We start from the raw sequence: 19,318 nt of genomic DNA, 5'->3' as shown, positions 1-19,318 counted from the left end.
CGCTGCCAGCCAGCATTGCGGCTTCTGCTGCGACTTCTGCCACGGCGTCTACTGCGCAACTGCGCCCATGATCAATCGCGAGAGGGCCTGTGCCAGAGTGGCCACCGCCGGGCAATTCGGCACACCATGGCGTTTCCCGATGTACGCAGGATCGTTGTAGCCAACCCACGTCTTCCCGGCCTCATCGGTCCACACAAGCGCCTTCAGGGGCAAGTCAATGCCGGCGGTCTGGGCACACTCCATCAGCGGCGTTCCGCCCGCCGCGCCGCCAAAGATAAGCAGCGTCGTAGGCCGCAGCGATTTGCCGATCTTCTCGGCGCCCGCTGCGTGGTCGATCCGCGCGAATACGGTCAATCCCCTATCCTTCACCGCGCTCTCGATTTTCTCCATGGTTGCCGCGGCAGGCAGCGCGCTTTGCACGGCGATCAGCCCATCGGCCGCTTGCAGCGACAGTGGAAGGACCAGGAGACATGCGGCAAGCCATTTGCGTAGAACATTCATTTGAGGCTCCAGTCGGAGATTGTTAGCGAGGCAAGACGTGGCGATTGGTGCGATACCGCTTGTGGACTCCCTTTGTGGACGCCCTTTGCAGGACGGTGAGTTCGGGGGGAAGTCCAATCGCAGTGATGCTGCCTTGCCATCTTAAGAACGCTTGTTCACGACGAACATCGCAGATATACGAATCTCCCTGCCCCCACCCCGGGCACCGGGCAATGCCCGCCACGCCATCGCCGAAACGACGCCAACGGCAAGCGCATCGGCGGAAAGTCGGTGGTCAAGTGGCGCTCGCACGGCATCGCCGTTTGACTGGGGCATCGATATGGTGGGAATCCCACACGCCCCCCATCGCAAGCCAGCGGGGGGCTGCGTGCCGTGATTACAATGGCGGGACACGCTCCATACGTCGCACCGCCTGCCGCCGGCCCGTCAACCGACGGGGCGTGCGACCGCGACCGGAGGCCCGGGACCCGTCGCACCCTATACAATCACGGTCATGCAATATATCCATGTCGTCAACGGCGACGTCGCAGGCAACACGCTGCGCCAGGCACTGGCCCAGGCGGCCCGACCCGATCCGGTGGTCGTCCTGCGCGATGACCTGGCTGTCGGCCCCATTGCCGACGTCGACAGCACCGGCCTGATCCGCTCCGGGTTCTGGCAGCGGGTGGCTCCGCACACCGATATCGATTTCGCCGCCGAGATGCGTCAGGCGCTGGAGCAGCTTCAGGCGCTGCGCCGTGACAACCTAGAGGTCGCCATCTGGCACGGCCAGAGCGCGTCGGACCAGTTGATGCTGCGCCGCGTGGTGTTCCACCTGTACCAGGCGCCGCAGCGGATCAATGAAGTGGCGATGGACCTGCGCGAGCTGGAAACCCCGGCGCACGGCGGTCTCGCCGCCATCGGCATGTACCCGGCGGCCCGGCTGGCGCGACGCTTTTCGACCATCGCACCGGTCTCGGTGCTGCGGCTTGGCCGGCTGGGCTACGAGTGGCAGCAGAACGTCAAGGAAAATGCCGACGTTCGCCTGTGGAAGGGCAACACGCTGGTTCCGGCCGCATATCACACGGTGGACGACGTAATCCTGGAGCGCGCGCCCGAGGACTGGACGCCGGCCGCGCAGGTGGTGGGTAGCGTGATGGGCGCCATCGAGGGCCTGCTGGCCAGTGACTGGTTCGTGTTCTGGCGCTGCCGCGAACTGATCAGCGCCGGCCAGCTGTTACTGCGCGGCAACGCCGATTCCCTGCAGACCTGCGAATTCCGTCGCAACAATCTCGCCGCCAGCGCAGAATAACGCCACCCCCGGCGACAAGAACAACACGGCGGAATCCTCCGATATGGCCAGAACCAAGGCGCCCGATTTCGAGGCACAACGCGAACAGATCCTGGACCTGGCGGCTGCCGCCTTCGCGGCCAGCAGCTATCCCAGCACCTCGATGGCCGACCTTGCCGCGGCCTGCGGCACATCCAAAGCGCGGCTGTATCACTATTACGAAAGCAAGGAAGCGATCCTGTTCGACCTTCTGGATCGCTACACGCGCCGGCTGATGCTGATCGTCACCGAAGTGGAAGCCGAGAGCGAACGCCACGGCCGTTCTGACCGGGAAAGCTTCGGCCACCTGTTGCGCGCGTTCCTGACCGAATACGAAACATCGCAAACCCGGCACATTGCGCTGATCAATGACGTCAAGTTCCTGGCAGAGGAGCAACGCGACCTGATCCTCAAGCGCGAGCGCGACGTGGTGGCGGCGTTTTCGCGCCAGTTGCGACTGGCCTTTCCGGAGCGCGTCACCCGGGAAAACCAGACTGCGCTGACCATGACTGTATTCGGCATGATCAACTGGACGTTCACCTGGCTGAAGCCGGGCGGCAAGCTGTCATACGCCCAATTCGCGGAAATGGTCATCGACCTGCTGGAGGGCGGCCTGGCACGCGTGCCAGGCACGGTCTGAATCAGCCCTGAGCCAACACCGGGCCCGGGCCGCCTCGAGGGCATCCCGCCCCTGACCCGGGATCATCCCCGGGCAGTTCCTGGCGAACGTCGGCGCCACTCCGGAAACCCACCGGCCATTCAGGCCGTACTCGCGCACATCCTGGCGCCCGGAATAAACCCGGCGTTAATTGCGAAACCGACCGCTCGCCTTGCGTGTCAGGACCACTCGGCCTCTTCCCGCTTTTGCCGCTGCTCCCGGTCCTGCCGGAACATTTCCTCCAGTTCGTCGCGCGCCTGCCGCGCCAGCGACACCAGCTTTTTCTGATCCGTGTAATGCGGATAAAAGCGATCGAGCGCCTGGATGTTATGCCGCCGGAATCTCAGCGCCACGTTACGGGCGTCTGACGGATCGAAACCGAGACCCTCCAACACGCGGCGCCCCATCGATAGCGAACCCTCGAACATCTCGCGCTCGAAGATCTGCACGCCTCGGTCCTTGAGCTGATAGATGTGGGACACGTGCCGCGCCCGCGCATAGATCTCCAGGTGCGGAAAGCGCTCGCGCACACGGTCGATCAAGGCAAGGTTGTCTTCCATCCCGTCGATGGCCACAACGATGATCCGCGCGTTGGCGGCGCCTGCGGCTTCCAGCAGGTCCATTCGCGTGGCATCGCCATAGAACACCTTGATACCGTAGTTGCGCAGGAACTCAATCTGGTCCGGATCGTGATCCAGCACCGTCACGCCGATGCCCTGTGCATAGAGCAGACGGCCGATGATCTGCCCGAAACGACCGAAGCCGGCAATCAGCACCGGATTGTGTTGCGGCGTGATGGCGTCGTCCGCCCGGCGCGACTTCGCATTCAGGCGGGGCGCCAGCAAACGGTCGAAGAGCAGCAGCAGCAGTGGCGTCGCCACCATCGACAGCGCCACGACGAGTATCAGGAGCGCCTCGACCCGCTCCGGCAGCAGACCCGCGTTGCCCGCCACCGAGAACACCACGAATGCGAACTCTCCGCCTTGCGAGATCAGCAGCCCGAACAGCAGCCGCTGCCCGCGCGCGATGCCAAAGCGGCGCGACAGCAGTGTCAGCACGAGTGTCTTGACGGCAACAAAGCCCACCACCAGCCCCAGCACGCGCCACGGCGCCTGGCTCAGCACGCCGAAATCAATCGACATACCCACGGCCATGAAGAACAGCCCGAGAAGCAGCCCCTTGAAAGGCTCGATGTCGGCCTCCAGCGCGTGGCGGTATTCCGAATCGGCCAGGAGCACACCGGCCACGAAGGTGCCAAGCGCCATTGACAGGCCCACCGCATCCATCATCAGCGCGATCCCCACCACCAGCAGCAGTGCGAATGCGGTGAACATCTCGCGCATGTCGGTGCCGGCGATGAAACGGAGTGCGGGCCGCACCAGATAGCGCCCCCCGATCACGACGGCACCAATCACCGCCACGGCCTTGGCCGCAGTCTGCCAATGCGGCACGCCCTGCGCCGATACGCCGGCCGCCACGTCGGCGGCGTCCGCAGCCAGCAGCGGCAGCAACGCGATCATCGGGATCGCGGCGATGTCCTGGAACAGCAGGATGCCAAAGCTGGCGGCCCCGGCTGGCGTGCCCATCAGGTTGCGCTCGGCCAGTGTCGCAAAGGCAATCGCCGTGGATGACAACGCCAGCCCCAGCCCGGCCACCAGCGCGACCTGCCAGGACGCGCCAAGCAGGACGGCCAGGATGCCTATCGCCAGCGCGCATGCCGCCAACTGGGCGCTGCCATAGCCGAAGATGGTCTTGCGAAGATTCTTGAGTTTCCTCGGCTCCAGCTCCAGCCCGATGACGAACATCATCATCACAACACCGAATTCCGAGAAATGGAGGATCGACTCCACGTTGGTGACCAGGCGCAGTGCAAAGGGTCCGATGGCAGCGCCGGCCAGCAGGTAGCCGAGCACGGCACCCAGCCCGAATCGGCGCGCCAGGGGCACGGCCACGACAGCCGCCACCAGGAACACGAGTAGCGCAATCAGAAAGTCGTGCTGGTTCACGGTGCTTCCTCCTGCAGCGAGGAGTCCGGCGACAGGATTTCCGGCGGAACCGGCAGCGGAGGCGCGAGGTGACGGGCCACATGCTCGATATGCAGCGCGACAGCTTCGGGATGCACGTTGTCCGCATCGTGCAGCACGACCGGCGGGAGCCAGCTCATGCCGCACAGGACCGCGGTCTGCTCCAGTGGCAACAGGAAATCGGCAATCGGATGGCCGTGCGTGCCGTCGGGCCCGTAGGCATCGGCGTGCCCGCCCGTGCTGACCACCGCCAGCATCGACTTGCCGCGTAACGCGGTACCGCCCGGCCCGCAGGCCCAACCGGTCTCGAGCACTTCATCAAACCAGAGCTTCAGCAGTGCCGGCACGCTGTACCACCTGACGGGGAACTGCAGCACCAGTGTGTCGGCGGTGGACAGCAGGCGCTGCTCGGCTACCACGTCGATGTCGTAGTCGACATAGAGGCTGTAGAGCTCCCGCACGGCCACATGAGGCAAGGCTGCCAGGGCTTCGGCAAGGGGACGGTTGACGCGGGAACGCTGGGGCGTGGGATGCGCATAGATCACAACGATGGGTGGCTCGGTCATGAAGGCAAGAAGTCAGCGGATCGTTGTCCGGATAGTGTCCGGCAGGCGAAAACATGCGGCGTTGCAGCAAGCCCACATCCGCCGCGCATGGAGTGGCTTGGCCACGTGGCTAAGCCATTGAAAAAACTTGGATTTTCCAAATGTCACACTTTGAGAAGCTTGTTGCACCGCGGGAAGCTTACGCGGATCTGACAATTCCACTACAATACTTTCTGCATCGCAGCAACCTAGTATTTGCCCGAACAGCACCACTTTGCGCGCAAGAATGCGTGAAAGTCGCGGAAGTGCGCAGGCAACCACCATAGCGGTGCTATTTTTATACCGATCACTGAAGAAGGAAACCAAAGTGAATCCGCTCGAACTGAGCCGGGCCGTCGGTGCCGTAACCGATGAAGATCTTCGCCGTGCAGCCGAAGCCACACAGGCCGCTCAGCGCCCCACCATTCTGGTGCGGGAACTGGCCGCCCATCATCGCTCCCGCCTGCAGAAGCATTTTCTCGCCCTCGGCGAGGAGGATCGCCTGCTCCGTTTTGGCCAGTCCGTTGGCAACCATGTGATCGAGGCCTACGTCGACAGCATCGACTTCGACCACGACTCCGTGTTCGGCGTCTACGACGAAGACCTTGTCCTGATCGGCGTGGGTCACTTTGCCAACCTGCGCGACAATGCACAGGGCCGTGTGGCGGAATTCGGCGTGTCGGTGTCCAAGAGCGCCCGTGGCCGCGGCATCGGCAGCGCGCTGTTCGAGCGGGCCGCCATACATGGCCGCAACACGAATGTGCGCACGCTGTACATGCACTGCCTGTCGCGCAACGCGGCGATGATGCACATTGCCAAGAAGGCCGGCATGAAGGTCCAGTACGCGTACGGCGAAGCCGATGCCTACCTGGAGCTGCCGCCGGCGGACACCGTCAGCCGCCTCACCGAGGCGCTGGACGAACAGGTTGCCGACCTGGACTACATGGTCCGCCGCAATCTGCGCGATGCACGCCGGTTTGGCCTGCGCTTCTGGCGTTCGCTGTTGCCGCAGAAGCACACGGCCTGAGCCGACGAACCTCCGCGAAGCCGAGGCTTCCCAACACAAACGGCGCACCACCAGGGTGCGCCGTTTGTGTTTCTGGCTCGGCTGTCAGGCGTCGGCCACCGGCAGTGCGGTGGTGTCCTTGATCGATTCCAGCGCGAAGCTGGACCGCACGTCAATCACGGACGGGTGCGCAAGCAGTTGCTCCTGCATGAAGCGGGCGAAGTGCTCCATGTCTTCCACATAGACCTTCAGCAACAGGTCCATCTCCCCAGTCATCGCGTGGCACGCTGCCACCTCGGGCCATGTCTGGATCGCCGCGCGAAACAGGTCCAGTGGCGCCTTGCCTTTCGGCGTGCCACCCTGCTTTTCCAGGCGAACGTTGATGTATGCCAGCAGCCCGAGCCCGATCTTGTTGGGCTCCAGCAACGCGGCGTACTGGCGAATCACGCCAATCTCCTCCAGCCGACGGATGCGACGCAGGCAGGGGCTCGGCGAAAGGTTCACGCGCTCGGCCACTTCCAGGTTGGTCAGCCTCCCGTTGGTCTGCAGGACTTCCAGAATCTTCCGATCGATCTTGTCCAGCTCCACCTTGCTCACGTTTTGTTGCTCCGCAATATGTTTGTCGGCAATTTTTTTGCGCAAATTTAACAAGTCGTGCACAAGTACGCAATTTTTTTGATGCGATGGGAGCTTTCGCCAGGCATTGCACCCGCCGCTTACATCACCTGAAGCAGCAAGGATGGTGCCAAGCGGGAGGCATTCTGGCAAAAAAAAAAGCGCGACCCGAAGGTCGCGCTTTCTGGGTAAGGTGCTGATCAGTTGCCGCTACCCGAGGGCACGGCAGGCGCGGAAGCCCCCGGGCCGCGACGCTGCATGCGTTGCTGATGCATCTTCTGCATGCCGGATTCGATTTCGGCCATCGTCACCTTGCCATCATGATTGGCATCGAGCTGGTCGAAACGGTTCACCATGCGCGGGAACGCTGCCTTCATTTCGTCGCGGGTCAGCGCGCCGTCATTGTTCTTGTCGGCCGCCTTGAACTTGGCCTCGAATTCCGTCTTCATCTGCGCCCGGCGCTGCTCCCAGGCGGCCTTGTGATACGCCGCGAGTTCCGCCTTGTCGAGCTTGCCGTCGTGGTTGGTATCGATCTTGTTGAACAGCGCGTCGGCCTCCGCCTTGGAGATCGTGCCATCGCCGTCCGTGTCGACCGACTTCAGCCACATGCCGCCGCCGTGGTGCTCGCCGGGGCCGCCCATGTGGTGATGGGACATGCCGCCTTGTGGGGCCGCCTGCGGCGCGGGTGCGGTGGACGGAGCCGGTGCGGTAGTTTGCGCGAAAGCGCCGCCAGCCATCAGCAGGACGGCCGAGGCCGCGAGCAGGTTCTTGAGGATGTGCGTCTTGTGATTGCGTTGCATGTCTGTGCTCCTTTTCATCACGTTGGGCATGTACGGATTAGAACGCAGACGATCTTGCAAAGTTGATACTTTTAATACGATGTTACGGGCCTCACAGATTGGACTTCCTGCGTAAACGCGTGCAAGACAGTCAAACATTGCGCAATGGATTGAAACCACGCTTTGCGGCGTTTCAATCCTTAGGCCCCGGGCTTTCGCCAACCATGCCCTGCAGCGGGACTTGCTGATATTGCTCGGGCGGCGCCTGATTCTGCTCGGGTGCAAACTGCTGCTGCGGCTGGAACTGCTGTTGCGGAGGCCGCTGTTGTGAGGGACGTTGTGGCATCTGCCCGGGTTGCGCGATCGCGGCCGGTGTCCGCGCGGGAGCGGGGGACGGCATCGGCGTCGATAGCGGTGCGGCGGCTCCCGACGGCGGCGGCGCAGGTACGGTGCCCGGACTGCCGGCGCTGACGCCTGCCTGCAGCGGCAGCGCGATCTCCTGCCGCACGCCGTTGCGCTCGATCACGATCTTGCGGCCATGGATTTCGGTCAGACGGATCTGCGGCGAGAGCGATGCCCCCGCGCGTACGGCCCTGGCCGGGCCGCCGTCGAGCGACAGGATGGCCGCAGCCGGCCCCACGCCGTCCAGGTCCGCCACCACGCCGATCAATTGCACATCCCGTACACCGGATTGCGCGCTGCCACCGAATAGCGTGGCGATGGCGCCGGTTTCCACGGCCTCGGTCTGGGCCACGCGCGCCGTCTGCGGGACCGGGATCGTCCGCATCGCACTGAACGTCAGAACCCAGTGCGTCGCCAGCGCGCACAGCGCGACAAACAGCACCAGGCTGGCCAAGCGCGGGAGCCAGGCTGCGGAAAGGTCGAAGCGGAAGGCAGGCCGGAAAAGGGTGGGCACGAGACGGTACGCCAGGCGGCAAGAAGTTGGACTGCCTAGCGTACCAGACGCGCGGGTCGACTGTCTGTCCGGGACGTCAGTCCGTGCCAGACAGCCAGCGCGCCCCGCGCATTGCTCTTGTCAAAGCAGGTCGTCCAGCAGGTCCGGACCGAAGACTTCCCGGTGGATATGGCCAACCGGGATGCCCGAGGTGATCAGTGCATGGCGCTGTGCCTGCATGAAACCGATCGGACCGCACATGTAGAACTTTCCATCGTTGAACCGCGAGGTATCGTCGGCGCCGAGCAGCGTCTGGATCGGCATGGTGCCGACGTGGTCGTAGTCCTGGCCGGAGACATCGCTGGCGTGCGGCGTCTCGTAGCTGATATGGGTACGCAGGTTCGGCATGCGTTCTCGCGCCCAGGCAAGGTCATTCCGGTGCGCATGGTGACGGCCGTGGCGCGTGGCATGGGCGAACAGCACGGGGCGGTGCGCGTTCTCCTTGGCGAGGGTACGCAGCACCGACACCATCGGCGTAATGCCGATCCCGGCGGACATCAGCACCAGCGGCTGGCGGCTTTCCAGCTCCGGTGCGAAGTCGCCCCACGGTGTGCTGACGTGCAGCGTAGTGTCGACATGGGCAGTGTCGTGCAACCAGTTGGACACCTCGCCAGCCGGCGTGGATTCGCCGCCCTCCTCGCGCTTCACCGAGATGCGCCACGTCGGCACGCCACGCTCGCCAGAGAGTGAGTACTGACGCAACTGGCGACGGCCGTCCGCAAACGTGGCTTCCACGCTAATGTACTGGCCTGGCGAGAAGTCGCGCAGCGGCGTGCCATCATCGGCGGCCAGCGTCAGTGCCACAACCGCATCGCCCTGGTTCTCGCGATGGACCACGCGCACGCGCAGCAGTTGCCCGGGCGCCATGCCGCTGCGCTCGTACAACCGGGCCTCCGCCGCAATCAGCGCGCCGGCCAGCATCCAGTAGGCTTCGTCCCACGCGGCCAGCAGCGGCGGCGTAGCGGCATCGCCCAGCACGGCGGCAATGGCTCCCAGCAAGTACTTGCCGACGATCGGGTAGTGGGCCGACGTCAGGCCCACCGCCACGTGCTTGTGGACGATCCGCTCGACAACCGGCGCCAGCAAATCGGCACGGTCGACATTGGCGGCATAGGCAAACACCGCCGAGGCGAGCGATTGCTGTTGCGACCCATTGGCCTGGTTGCCCATGTTGAACAGGTTGGTCAGTTCCGGTCGCGCGGCAAACATTTCACGATAGAAATGCGTCGTGATCGCAAGGCCGTGCTCACGGAGCACGGGAACGCTGGCATCGATATAGGGGCGGGAAGCAGCGGACAGCATCAGCAAGACTCCAAGTCAATTATGCATCTAATATGCATATTTTAAGGCACAAATAAGCCGACGATAGTTGGCACGGCCGGGGGCTTTTCCGCCCCAGGGCCCCTATGCCGTACGTCGGCTCAGGAAATCGCGATGCAGGCTGATGATCGACTCTGCCGTGCGGCTGCCGGCCACATCGGCCAGCGTCACGCCATCGAGCGCGCTGTAGAAAGCTTCCTCGGCCTCATCCAGCGCACGCTTCAGCCGGCAGTTACCTTGCAGCGCACAGGGCGGGTCCGCGCAGTCGATGATCGACTTATGGCCCTCCAGCTCGCGCAGGATCGTGCCGACCGACAGGCGTTCCGCATCCGGCCCCAGCTGAAGGCCGCCGTGGCGCCCGCGCGTGGCGGTGATCCAGCCGAGCTTCGACAACCGCGCGGCCACCTTCACCAGGTGGTTGTGCGAAATGTCAAACTGCTGGCCGACTTCCGCAATAGTGATCGGCCGGCTGCCGTCGCCGCGTGACACATACATCAGCAGGCGCAGCGCGTAGTCGGAGAAACGGGTCAGTTGCATCGTGGGAGGAATAATAAATAACGTGCATTTGCAATGCAAGATATTTGTTCGCTGGGCCATTGGGTTGGCAACCAAGGCAAGTCTGCATCACATAAAACAGTCACGCCGGGGGGTTATACTTTCTGGCCAATGCGGCCGCGCCCACCTGCCTGGCGCGGATCACCCGAATGACAAGGCACAAGGCCAGACACGATGCGCAGATTGACCACCTTCTCTTCCGCCCGTACGCCCGCTACCGCCCCCCACCGCCGCAACGGCCGTGCACGCGGCTTCACCCTGATCGAAATCATGGTGGTGATCGTCATCCTGGGAGTGCTGGCGGCGCTGGTGGTGCCCAAGATCATGAGCCGCCCCGACGAGGCCCGCATCGTCGCCGCGCGCCAGGATATCTCGTCGATCATGCAGGCGCTCAAGCTGTATCGCCTGGACAACGGCCGTTATCCGACCACCGAACAGGGCCTGCCCGCGCTGGTCAACAAGCCGACCACCGAACCCGTGCCAAACAACTGGAAGGGCGGCGGCTATCTGGAAAAGCTGCCCAAGGACCCCTGGGGCCATCCGTACCAGTACCTGAACCCGGGCGTGCGCGGCGAGATCGACGTCTTCAGCTTCGGCGCCGACGGCCAGGCTGGCGGCAGCGCCAACGACGCCGATATCGGCAACTGGGAATAAGCCCCCTCCTCCCTTCCGACTCTCCATGCGCCCGGCGCCGCCGCGCGGCCCTGCCGCCTTCCTCCCCCGCCGCCGGCGCACCGGCTTTACGCTGCTGGAGCTGCTGGTGGTCATGGTGATCGCCGGCATCGTCATTTCCCTGGTGGCCGTCAACGCCTCGCCCAATGAGCGCGGGCGCGTATTCGACGACGGCCAGAAAATCGCCCGCCTTTTCGAACTCGCCCAGGAAGACGCTCAACTGGGCGCCCGGCCGCTTGCATGGGAGGGCGATGCCGGCGGCTGGCGCTTCCTCGAATCCACGCCGCAGGGCTGGGTGCCGATGCGCGCGGACGTGTTCGCGCCCGGACACTGGCGCCTGGCGCTGGACGGCGCGGTCATCGTCGATGGCGGACGCCGTACCGGTACGGGCCCCACACGCCTGATCTTCGGGCGCGAACTGGTCGATGAACCGCAGCGGCTGGTTCTCACGCGCGGCAATATCCGCGTGGACGTAACCGGCGACGGCAGCGGACGCTACCGCGCCACGGTGCTGCAATGACCCGGCCCCATCGCGATTTTGGTCGTCTTAGCCATCGGCAAGGCTTCACACTGATCGAGGTGCTCGTCGCCCTGACGATCCTGGCCGTGGCGCTGACCGCCGCCATGCGCGCGATGGGCTCGATGGTCGAATCCGGCGCATCGTTGCAATCCCGCATGCTGGCCGAATTCAGCGCCGAGAACCACCTGGCCACGCTACGCCTTTCCAGGACATGGCCCGATCCCGGCACCCGCGGCTACGACTGCCCCCAGGGCGGCACGCCGCTCTGGTGCGAGGAATCGGTTTCGGGCACGCCCAACCCCTCTTTCCGCCGCGTGGAGATTGCCGTCTATCCGTCCGCGACCGACAAATCCGTGCGCCTGGCCTGGCTGGTTACCCTCGTCCCGAATGAAACGCGCAACGTCCTCTGACCGGTGGCATCGCACGGCGCGCGGCTTCACGCTGCTGGAGATGCTGGTCGCCATCACCCTGCTGGCCGTGATGGCCGTGATCGGCTGGCGGGCGCTGGATTCGCTCACGCGCAGCCGCGAACGGCTGACCGATCACGATGCGCGCCTCGACGCCTTGAAGGTGCTCTACGGCCAGTTCCAGTCCGATTGCGAACACTTGGCCAGCCCGGCGCAACTGCAGTCCAGTCCGGTGGAAATCGGCCCAAACCAGTTGCTGATGGTGCGGGACCGCCGCGACGAAGGCCAGCCCGCGGCGTGGCAGGTGGTCGCCTACCGGCTTGACGGCAACACCGTGGTACGCCTGGCCAGCCGGCCGGCGACCACGCGTAATGACGTGCAAGGCGCCATGCTGAACCTGCGCCAGCCGGGCAGTGCCGGCGTGCAGATGCGACCGCTGCTGGGCGATACAAACCAGCTGTCGGCGCGCACATGGATCGATCCGGTGGGATGGCAAATCGACACCGGCCGCATTCGCGCCATCATGCTGCAAGGCAATGCCGCAGCCAGCCCCGCACCGGCGACAGGCGCCAGCGACGCACAGGCCGATGCCGGCAACACCGTCGGCAACACGGCGGTGCGTGCCGTGGAGCTGACGGTTCTGGCCCGCCTGGGCGATGGCGACACGCCCCGGCAGTTCCAGAAAATCTGCATGACGGGCCTGTAACGCAGCCATGACCCTGAACCGGCCCGCCCTCTCCAGACGTTCGCAACGCGCCCGACTCTCGCGACGCGAGCACGGTGCCGCCGTGGTCACCGCGCTGCTGATCGTCACGCTGGCCGTGGTGGTGGTCTCGGGCATGCTCTGGCGCCAGCAGGTGCAAATCCGCTCGATCGAAAACCAGCGGCTGGTGGCCCAGGCGGCGTGGATCGAACGCGCCGCCGTGGACTGGGCGCGCCTGATCCTGCGCGACGATCAGCGGCGGTCCAACGTCGACTATCTGGGCGAGCCGTGGTCCGTGCCCATCGCGGAAACCCGGCTGTCCGACTTCCTCGGCGCCGGCCTGCGTACCGACCAGGCCGGCGAGACCTCGTTCCTGTCCGGCCGTATCCTCGACGCCCAGGCGCGGTTCAACCTGACCAATCTCTATATCTGGAACGCCGATGGCGCCGGCCGCGTGGCCCAGATCGATGCGCCGTCGCTGGTGGCGTTCCGCCGGCTGCTTCAAACGCTCGGCATGAACGCGGCGCTGGCCGAGCCCACCGCCCAGTACATGCTGCGTGCCGCCAAGGGCGGTGCGATCGACGGACAACCGCCGCCCCGGCCACCGGATAGCGCCGCGGACTTGCTGGCGATCCCCGGCTACACGCCCGAGATCGTGGCCACGCTCGAACCGTTTGTCACCGTGCTGCCGGAGCGGACCAAGGTCAACGCCAACACCGCCGACGCCGAAGTGCTGGCGGCGGTCATCGACAAGCTGCCGCTCGATCGCGCGCGCGAACTGGTACGCCAGCGCGACCGCGCCTACTTCAACAACACCGGGGATGTCAGCACCCAGCTGAGCGCGATTGCGCCGCAAGCCGCCGGGGCCAGCGTGACCGAGACGCTCGACGTTCGCACCAACTATTTCCTGATCTACGGCCTGGTACGCCACGAGCGCGCACGGCGGCTCCAGGTCTCGCTGATCTTCCGCGCGCCCGTCTTCGGCAGCGGCAATACCACCCGGGTCATCTGGGTCCGCGATGCGGACCGCATGCCGGAGCAACGCTGACGCCATCCTGTCGGGCGCCGGGCCCGACACCTATGCCGCAATCGTCCGACCGCAAATCCGGACTGGGCGCTATTGACGCGAGTTAGTCACACAGGCAAGGTACGCTGTCGGGCCGAAGCCGGGCGAGCGCCAGCGCCGATCGCGCAAGCTGAAACCGCCCGTCACGGAAGCGCGCGCTTCGCCATCCGGCAGCCCGCCGAAGCAGCCCCGGCGCACCTTGCCACCCAGAAACCAACGACATTTTGAGCACCACCCTCTACGTCCGCCTGCCGCAACGGCCGCATGACCAGCCGCAACCGTGGCAGTTCGGCGCGATGCCCTTTGCTTTGGTACGCACGCCCGTAGGGGAGAAAGGCCGTCGGGCCGGGCTTCCAGACGCACCTGAGCTGTTGCGGGAAGGCCACGCTTTGGCCGCCGAAATGCCCGCCGCCGACCGCCTCGTGCTGATTGTTGCCGCCAGCGATGTGCTGCTGACGACGGCACGGGTGCCGCCCTTGCCGCCCGCCCGGCTGAGACTGGCGCTGCCAAACCTCGTCGAGGACGTGCTCGCGACGGATGCTGCACCGTGCCATATCGCGCTGGGGCCCGTGCTGGAGCCTGCCGCGTCGCCACGCGCCGCGCGCCGCCGGCTGCTGATGGTGACGGACCGCGCCTGGCTGCGCGCAGTCCTGGACGCCTTTGCCGACCACAAGCACCGCCGCCGCCACGTGCTGCCCGCGCAGCTCTGCCTGCCGCTCGCCCCCGGCGCCGAGTCCGGGCAGGCCGCAGAGGCAGCCGAGGCCACCGCACGCGAACCCGTACTCGCCGGAGAGCTCGAACCAGTGCCCGGCACGGGCTTGGTCGCCGGCACTTCCGCCAGCCCATCCGTCACGCCCTCCGCCACACCGGCTGCCAGCCCCGACACCGCCGCGCCTGCACAGCCCGCAACGCTGGTCGTGGAAGCCGCAGCCACCGCGCTCGCGCAAGCCGATCCCCAGCTCGACATCGCCACCATGGCCGCCGCCGATCGCCTGTGGCAACTGACCGTCCGCACCGGGCCGTATGAAGGCTATGGCCTGCTGCTGGGAGCCCAGGCACTGGCAGCCTGGCAGGCCCTGGCGCCCGCCGGCGAATGGCACGGTGACCGCGCAGCCGTGGCCCAGGCGCCGGTGCCGGCGCTGCGCAACCAACGCCCTGCCCCGCGCGCGTCCCGCGTGTCGGAAGACTGGCGCATCTGGCTCGCTGGCGTGGAGGACTGCCTGCGCCAGCCGCAACTCGACCTGGCCCAGTTCGAATTCGCGCAGGGACGCGCGGACCGCTGGAACCTGCACGCGTGGCGCCTGCCGCTGGCGCTGGCCGCGGGGGTATTGCTCGTGCAGATCATCGGCATGAACGTGCAGTGGCTGATGCTGCGCCAGGAAGCCAGGCGGCTGGAGGCGGCACAGATCGACATCCTGCACACGGCGTTCCCGAATGTCCCCCCGATTGCCGAGCCGCCGCTGCTGATGCGCCGGCAAATCGAACAGCTGCGCACGGCCAGCGGGCGCAGCACGCCGAACGACTTCCTGCCGCTCGCCGACAAGTTCGCCCTCGCCGCGCAGCAGTTGCCGCCTGACGGCCTGTTGCAGCTCGACTACCGCGCCGGCACGCTCTACGCCACGGTGAAGCCCGGCATGGACACCAACACCCTGCGCAACAACGCACGCCAGGCCGGCCTGCAGATGGAAGAAGACAAGACGCCGCCGGACGCGGCGGGTCGCGCCGGCAGCACGCCACCGCAAGGTGCAACGCGGTGGACCGTGAAGGCCGGATCATGAAAGACAACCACCGCACCGGCCGGACCGGTCTCATCTCCGCACGTCTGGCCCGCCTGACGCCGCGCGTGCCGGATCGCTGGCGCGAACGCTTCGACGTATTCTGGAACGCCCGCAATCCGCGCGAGCAGGCCATTCTGGGCGGCGGCGCCGTGGTGCTCGCGCTCGTCATCGGCTATCTGGTGCTCTGGGAGCCCGCTGCCGACGGTCGCGCGCGGCTGGCCCGCAATCTGCCGGCGCTGCGCGCGGACCTCGCCGAAATGGAAACCCTGGCGCAGGAAGCGCGCAGCTTGTCCGCCAGCCCGGCGCCTTCCCTGCGTGGCGATGCGCTGACCCAGGCGCTGCAAGACAGCCTGGGCCTGCACGGACTCAAGGCCACCCGACTGGCGCCCACGGGCGACAACGCCGTGCAGGTACAGATCGACAAGGCCGCCTTCGGGTCGGTGGCCGCCTGGCTGCAGGATGTCCGGCAGCAGCAGCGATTGAAGGTGGTGGACGCACGGATTGCCTACGTGGGCGCCACGGCGCTCGTCAACGTGACCGCCACCATGCAAGGCCCCGGTGCCGGTGGCCGCAACTGATGGCGCGGCTGGAATCCCTGCGCCTTGCACGCCGGCGCACGCCCGTCGCAAACGGCTGGAAGCGGGTGCGCTGGACGCTGCTGGGCCTCGCCATCGTGGTCGTGACGATGCTGGCCGGGTGGCCGGCTGCGTGGCTGGCCGACACGGTGGCCACGCGCACGCAGCGCCGGGTCCTGCTGGCCGACGCGGCAGGCACGGTTTGGCACGGCAGCGCGACGCTGGCGCTGTCCGCCGGCGCGGGCAGCCAGACGGCGACGGTCCTGCCGGGCCGGCTGCGATGGGACGTGGCATTCTGGCCGCTGCTGACCGGCACGCTGCGCATGGTGCTGACGCACGACCAGTCGATGCAGGCGCCGGTCACCGTGGCCGTGACGCCGGCCGGCTGGAGCGTCCAGCCCGGCGCGATCCGGTTGCCCGCGTCGTTGCTGGAGGGCATCGGCGCGCCGTTCAACACATTGCGCCCGGACGGCATGATGCGCATCGCCTGGTCGGCGCTGCAGGGCCGCTTTGCCGGCAACCAGAAGTACGGACACCTGACCATGCAGTTCGAGCAGATGTCCGCCGCAGTCAGCCGTTTGCGCCCGCTGGGCAGCTATCGCGTCGAGATCGACCTGACCGGCGCAGACGGCAAGTTGCAACTGAGGACCACTGCCGGACCGCTGTACCTGGAGGGCAGCGGCACCCTGGGCAGGCAGGCACGCTTCGAGGGCACGGCCCGTACCGACCCCCAGGCCGCCACGCAGCTCGCAGGCCTGCTGAGCCTGCTGGGACGACATGAGGACAACGTAACAAGGCTGCGCTTCTAAGGCTGCACTTCTGACCCACCACTGCCGGAGAGAAGCAGTCCGTTTCGAAACAATGATGAAAACCCAAGCACCCCGACCCTTCTTCCGCACCGCCTGCGCGCGCGCCACTGTGCTGCTGTGCGGCCTGTCCCTGCTGGCACCCGCGCCGCTCTGGGCGCAGCAGCCACCGCAGCCGAACGACATCTCGCCGCGCAACCGCGACCAGGTGGTGCTGAACTTCGTCAATGCCGATCTCGACTCCGTGGTAAAGGCGGTGGGTCAGGCCACGGGCAAGAACTTCGTCATCGATCCGCGGGTCAAGGGCACGGTGAACCTGGTCACCGAGCAGCCGGTCTCGCGCGCGCAGGCGCTGGAGACGCTGGGGTCGGTGCTGCGGATGCAGGGCTATGCGATGGTGGAAGGCAACGGCTTCACCAAGGTCGTGCCGGAGGCCGATGCCAAGCTGCAGGGATCCCCCATCGTGATCGGACAGGGTGGCAGCCGCGGCGAACAAGTGGTGACGCAGGTCTTCCGGCTGAACTACGAGTCGGCCAACAACCTCGTGCCGGTGCTGCGGCCGATGATCGCGCCGAACAACACCATCACCGCGTACCCGGCCAATAACACGCTGGTCATCACCGACTACGCCGACAACCTGCGCCGCCTGGCCCGCATCATCGCGGCCGTGGATGCGCCGGCCTCGGGCGAAGTGGAACTGGTGCCGCTGAAGTATGCGATCGCCAGCGACGCGGCCGTGGTGCTGCAGAAGCTGCTGGACCCGTCCGCAGCCGGCGGCGCTGGTGGCGGCGCGCCCGGTGGCGACACCAGCTTGCGTACGACGGTGGTGGCGGAGCCACGCAGCAATTCGCTGATGATCCGCGCCTCCAGCCGCGCGCGCGTGCAGCAGGCCCGCGCGCTGATCGAAAGACTCGACCAGCCCTTTGCCAAGCCCGGCAACATCTGGGTGGTGCCGCTCAAGAATGCCGATGCCGTGAAGCTGGCCTCCACGCTGCGCGCGATCGTGGCCGCCGATGCGAGCCTCACGCCCTCGACCCAGCCCGGCGGCACGCCTGGCGCCATCGGCGCGACCGGCGCCGGCGCGTTCCAGACCCCGTCCACGCCACAGGGCGGCCAATACACCGGTGGCGGCGCCAGCAGCGGCTCCGGCCGCTCGGGATCGAGCTCCGGCTACGGCGGCGCCAATGCGTTCTCCGCCTCGTTCGCGGTCAACCAGCAACCCACCACGGGCGGCACGATCCAGGCCGACCCGACCACCAACTCGCTGATCATCACCGCGAGCGAACCGGTCTACCGCAACCTGCGCGCCGTGATCGAGGACCTCGACGCGCGCCGCGCGCAGGTCTATATCGAATCGATGATCGTCGAGGTCACCGCCACGCAGGCCAGCGAGCTCGGCATCCAATGGCAGGGCCTGATCAATTCGGGCGGCAACACCGTCGGCTTTGCCGGCACCAACTTCGGCAGCGGCGGCAAGAACATCATCAACCTGACGGGCGCCATCGCGGCCATCAACAACGACCGCACGGGCGGCATTGCCGCGGCCACGCAACTGGTGCCGGATATCGGCGGCCTGAACCTGGGCGTCGTCAACAAGGCCATCGGCCTCGGCGCACTGCTGCGGGCTCTCGGCAGCAACGACAGCGTCAACCTGCTGTCCACGCCGAACCTGATCACGCTGGAAAACGAGGAAGCCAAGATCCTGATCGGCCAGAACATTCCGATCACCACCGGCTCCTATGCGCAGACCGGCAGCACCGCGACGGTCACGCCGTTCCAGACCTTCGACCGCAAGGACGTCGGCATCACGCTGCGCGTGCGCCCGCAGATCACCGATGGCGGGCTGGTCAAGATGCAGATCTACCAGGAATCGTCGTCGGTGGTGGCCAACACGATCAACGCCACGCAGGGCCCCACCACCAACGTGCGCTCGATCGAAACCAACGTGCTGGTGGATGACGGCCAGATCATCGTGCTGGGCGGGCTGATCGAGGACAGCTATGGCGACGGCGTGCAGAAGGTGCCGCTGCTGGGCGACATTCCGTTCATCGGCAGCCTGTTCCGCTACGAGAACAAGAACCGCAAGAAGACCAACCTGCTGGTGTTCCTGCGCCCGTACATCATGCGCACCGCCAGCGCCACGGACCGCCTGACGCAGGACCGCTACGAATACATCCGCGGCCAGCAGCAGGGCTTTGTCTCGCCTAACATGTTTGTGCGCGACAAGGACACGCCGGTGCTGCCGCCGGCCGACGCCCCGGGCACGCCGTTCGTGGATCCGCGCTACAACGGTCCGGTGCAGAGTCCGCTGCCGCTGGAGCCCTTGCAGCCGGGGACCGCGCCGTCGCCGCAGCCGGTCCCGCAAACTGCGCCGCGCCCGATTTCGCAGAATGGTGCCGGTGCGGCGAATACGCCGCGCGCCAGCTGATCTTCGCCATGGCCACCGATACGCCAGCAACCATCACGCCGCCGCCGATGTCATCGT

At 66.2% G+C, this 19,318-nt stretch carries 20 protein-coding genes; 12 read left to right on the top strand and 8 right to left on the bottom strand.

The annotated features are described in order from the left end of the window. Positions 1-48 precede the first annotated feature (48 nt). Positions 49-501: a DUF302 domain-containing protein gene (locus AC1DOX_RS12865; RefSeq protein WP_477101293.1), complete on the bottom strand. Its 453-nt coding sequence runs from the start codon at positions 499-501 to the stop codon at positions 49-51. 493 nt (positions 502-994) lie between these two features. On the opposite strand from AC1DOX_RS12865, the gene AC1DOX_RS12860 reads away from it, so the two are divergent. Both AC1DOX_RS12860 and AC1DOX_RS12855 read left to right on the top strand, forming a co-directional pair. Beyond that, positions 995-1,792: a DUF1835 domain-containing protein gene (locus AC1DOX_RS12860; protein ID WP_092138597.1), complete on the top strand. Its 798-nt coding sequence runs from the start codon at positions 995-997 to the stop codon at positions 1,790-1,792. A 43-nt stretch (positions 1,793-1,835) separates the two neighbouring features. Continuing rightward, positions 1,836-2,450, top strand: a complete 615-nt coding sequence (locus tag AC1DOX_RS12855) for a TetR/AcrR family transcriptional regulator (protein WP_441621163.1) — start codon at positions 1,836-1,838, stop codon at positions 2,448-2,450. Positions 2,451-2,647: 197 nt separating this feature from the next. On the opposite strand, the gene kefC is transcribed toward AC1DOX_RS12855, so the two are convergent. Together kefC and kefF are read right to left on the bottom strand one after the other, a co-directional pair. Beyond that, on the bottom strand, positions 2,648-4,474 hold the full coding sequence (gene kefC, locus AC1DOX_RS12850; RefSeq protein ID WP_441621161.1) for a glutathione-regulated potassium-efflux system protein KefC: 1,827 nt from the start codon (positions 4,472-4,474) through the stop codon (positions 2,648-2,650). After that, positions 4,471-5,058: a glutathione-regulated potassium-efflux system oxidoreductase KefF gene (kefF, locus tag AC1DOX_RS12845; RefSeq protein WP_441621159.1), complete on the bottom strand. Its 588-nt coding sequence runs from the start codon at positions 5,056-5,058 to the stop codon at positions 4,471-4,473. Before kefF ends, kefC begins: the two co-directional genes overlap by 4 nt. Positions 5,059-5,404: 346 nt before the next feature. On the opposite strand from kefF, the gene AC1DOX_RS12840 reads away from it, so the two are divergent. Then, complete coding sequence (locus AC1DOX_RS12840) at positions 5,405-6,103, top strand: GNAT family N-acetyltransferase (RefSeq protein WP_092138593.1); 699 nt, start codon at positions 5,405-5,407, stop codon at positions 6,101-6,103. A gap of 84 nt (positions 6,104-6,187) precedes the next feature. Here AC1DOX_RS12840 and AC1DOX_RS12835 read toward each other — a convergent pair whose 3' ends face one another. The 5 genes from AC1DOX_RS12835 to AC1DOX_RS12815 form a co-directional block, all read right to left on the bottom strand. Further along, positions 6,188-6,679 carry an Lrp/AsnC family transcriptional regulator gene (locus AC1DOX_RS12835; protein ID WP_092138642.1) on the bottom strand — a complete coding sequence of 164 codons (492 nt, stop codon included), beginning with the start codon at positions 6,677-6,679 and terminating at the stop codon, positions 6,188-6,190. A gap of 218 nt (positions 6,680-6,897) precedes the next feature. Beyond that, a complete protein-coding gene (locus AC1DOX_RS12830) occupies positions 6,898-7,497 on the bottom strand; it encodes an EF-hand domain-containing protein (protein ID WP_441621156.1) in 600 nt (199 codons plus the stop codon). Between the two features lie 172 nt (positions 7,498-7,669). Next, on the bottom strand, positions 7,670-8,392 hold the full coding sequence (locus AC1DOX_RS12825; protein ID WP_441621154.1) for a hypothetical protein: 723 nt from the start codon (positions 8,390-8,392) through the stop codon (positions 7,670-7,672). A 120-nt stretch (positions 8,393-8,512) separates the two neighbouring features. Continuing rightward, complete coding sequence (locus AC1DOX_RS12820; protein WP_092138590.1) at positions 8,513-9,733, bottom strand: globin domain-containing protein; 1,221 nt, start codon at positions 9,731-9,733, stop codon at positions 8,513-8,515. Between the two features lie 102 nt (positions 9,734-9,835). Beyond that, complete coding sequence (locus AC1DOX_RS12815) at positions 9,836-10,288, bottom strand: RrF2 family transcriptional regulator (RefSeq protein ID WP_092138589.1); 453 nt, start codon at positions 10,286-10,288, stop codon at positions 9,836-9,838. Between the two features lie 192 nt (positions 10,289-10,480). Between AC1DOX_RS12815 and gspG the strand changes: the two genes are divergently transcribed. From gspG to gspD, 9 genes are all read left to right on the top strand, one after another. Further along, positions 10,481-10,960, top strand: coding sequence for a type II secretion system major pseudopilin GspG (gene gspG / locus AC1DOX_RS12810; RefSeq protein ID WP_441621151.1), 480 nt, complete (start codon positions 10,481-10,483; stop codon positions 10,958-10,960). Positions 10,961-10,985: 25 nt separating this feature from the next. Continuing rightward, positions 10,986-11,498 carry a prepilin-type N-terminal cleavage/methylation domain-containing protein gene (locus AC1DOX_RS12805; protein WP_441621149.1) on the top strand — a complete coding sequence of 171 codons (513 nt, stop codon included), beginning with the start codon at positions 10,986-10,988 and terminating at the stop codon, positions 11,496-11,498. Beyond that, positions 11,495-11,908 carry a type II secretion system minor pseudopilin GspI gene (gene gspI / locus AC1DOX_RS12800; RefSeq protein ID WP_441621147.1) on the top strand — a complete coding sequence of 138 codons (414 nt, stop codon included), beginning with the start codon at positions 11,495-11,497 and terminating at the stop codon, positions 11,906-11,908. The genes AC1DOX_RS12805 and gspI overlap by 4 nt, the downstream gene beginning before the upstream one ends. Then, complete coding sequence (locus tag AC1DOX_RS12795; protein ID WP_441621145.1) at positions 11,886-12,611, top strand: PulJ/GspJ family protein; 726 nt, start codon at positions 11,886-11,888, stop codon at positions 12,609-12,611. The genes gspI and AC1DOX_RS12795 overlap by 23 nt, the downstream gene beginning before the upstream one ends. 7 nt (positions 12,612-12,618) lie before the next feature. Then, positions 12,619-13,656 (top strand): type II secretion system minor pseudopilin GspK, encoded by a 1,038-nt coding sequence (gene gspK, locus AC1DOX_RS12790; RefSeq protein WP_441621143.1) that lies wholly within the window; start codon positions 12,619-12,621, stop codon positions 13,654-13,656. A gap of 242 nt (positions 13,657-13,898) precedes the next feature. Next, positions 13,899-15,452: a type II secretion system protein GspL gene (gspL, locus tag AC1DOX_RS12785; RefSeq protein WP_441621141.1), complete on the top strand. Its 1,554-nt coding sequence runs from the start codon at positions 13,899-13,901 to the stop codon at positions 15,450-15,452. Next, entirely contained in the window at positions 15,449-16,030 is a 582-nt protein-coding gene (locus tag AC1DOX_RS12780) for a type II secretion system protein M (RefSeq protein WP_441621139.1), read from the top strand. The genes gspL and AC1DOX_RS12780 overlap by 4 nt, the downstream gene beginning before the upstream one ends. After that, positions 16,030-16,836 (top strand): type II secretion system protein N, encoded by an 807-nt coding sequence (locus AC1DOX_RS12775; protein ID WP_441621137.1) that lies wholly within the window; start codon positions 16,030-16,032, stop codon positions 16,834-16,836. The genes AC1DOX_RS12780 and AC1DOX_RS12775 overlap by 1 nt, the downstream gene beginning before the upstream one ends. 55 nt (positions 16,837-16,891) lie before the next feature. Next, positions 16,892-19,261 (top strand): type II secretion system secretin GspD, encoded by a 2,370-nt coding sequence (gspD, locus tag AC1DOX_RS12770; RefSeq protein WP_441621135.1) that lies wholly within the window; start codon positions 16,892-16,894, stop codon positions 19,259-19,261. Positions 19,262-19,318: the final 57 nt, after the last annotated feature.

The organism is Cupriavidus sp. 01L415 (assembly GCF_056400065.1).
This window is presented reverse-complemented; position numbering and strand designations above follow the sequence as displayed.

Excerpts from the sequence above, each read along its gene's own strand:
- AC1DOX_RS12865 (WP_477101293.1), bottom strand. The coding sequence starts at position 501 with ATGAATGTTCTACGCAAATGGCTTGCCGCATGTCTCCTGGTCCTTCCA.
- AC1DOX_RS12860 (WP_092138597.1), top strand. The coding sequence starts at position 995 with ATGCAATATATCCATGTCGTCAACGGCGACGTCGCAGGCAACACGCTG.
- AC1DOX_RS12855 (WP_441621163.1), top strand. The coding sequence starts at position 1,836 with ATGGCCAGAACCAAGGCGCCCGATTTCGAGGCACAACGCGAACAGATC.
- kefF (WP_441621159.1), bottom strand. The coding sequence starts at position 5,058 with ATGACCGAGCCACCCATCGTTGTGATCTATGCGCATCCCACGCCCCAG.
- AC1DOX_RS12830 (WP_441621156.1), bottom strand. The coding sequence starts at position 7,497 with ATGCAACGCAATCACAAGACGCACATCCTCAAGAACCTGCTCGCGGCC.
- AC1DOX_RS12820 (WP_092138590.1), bottom strand. The coding sequence starts at position 9,733 with ATGCTGTCCGCTGCTTCCCGCCCCTATATCGATGCCAGCGTTCCCGTG.
- AC1DOX_RS12815 (WP_092138589.1), bottom strand. The coding sequence starts at position 10,288 with ATGCAACTGACCCGTTTCTCCGACTACGCGCTGCGCCTGCTGATGTAT.
- gspG (WP_441621151.1), top strand. The coding sequence starts at position 10,481 with ATGCGCAGATTGACCACCTTCTCTTCCGCCCGTACGCCCGCTACCGCC.
- AC1DOX_RS12805 (WP_441621149.1), top strand. The coding sequence starts at position 10,986 with ATGCGCCCGGCGCCGCCGCGCGGCCCTGCCGCCTTCCTCCCCCGCCGC.
- gspI (WP_441621147.1), top strand. The coding sequence starts at position 11,495 with ATGACCCGGCCCCATCGCGATTTTGGTCGTCTTAGCCATCGGCAAGGC.
- AC1DOX_RS12795 (WP_441621145.1), top strand. The coding sequence starts at position 11,886 with ATGAAACGCGCAACGTCCTCTGACCGGTGGCATCGCACGGCGCGCGGC.
- gspK (WP_441621143.1), top strand. The coding sequence starts at position 12,619 with ATGACCCTGAACCGGCCCGCCCTCTCCAGACGTTCGCAACGCGCCCGA.
- AC1DOX_RS12780 (WP_441621139.1), top strand. The coding sequence starts at position 15,449 with ATGAAAGACAACCACCGCACCGGCCGGACCGGTCTCATCTCCGCACGT.
- AC1DOX_RS12775 (WP_441621137.1), top strand. The coding sequence starts at position 16,030 with ATGGCGCGGCTGGAATCCCTGCGCCTTGCACGCCGGCGCACGCCCGTC.
- gspD (WP_441621135.1), top strand. The coding sequence starts at position 16,892 with ATGAAAACCCAAGCACCCCGACCCTTCTTCCGCACCGCCTGCGCGCGC.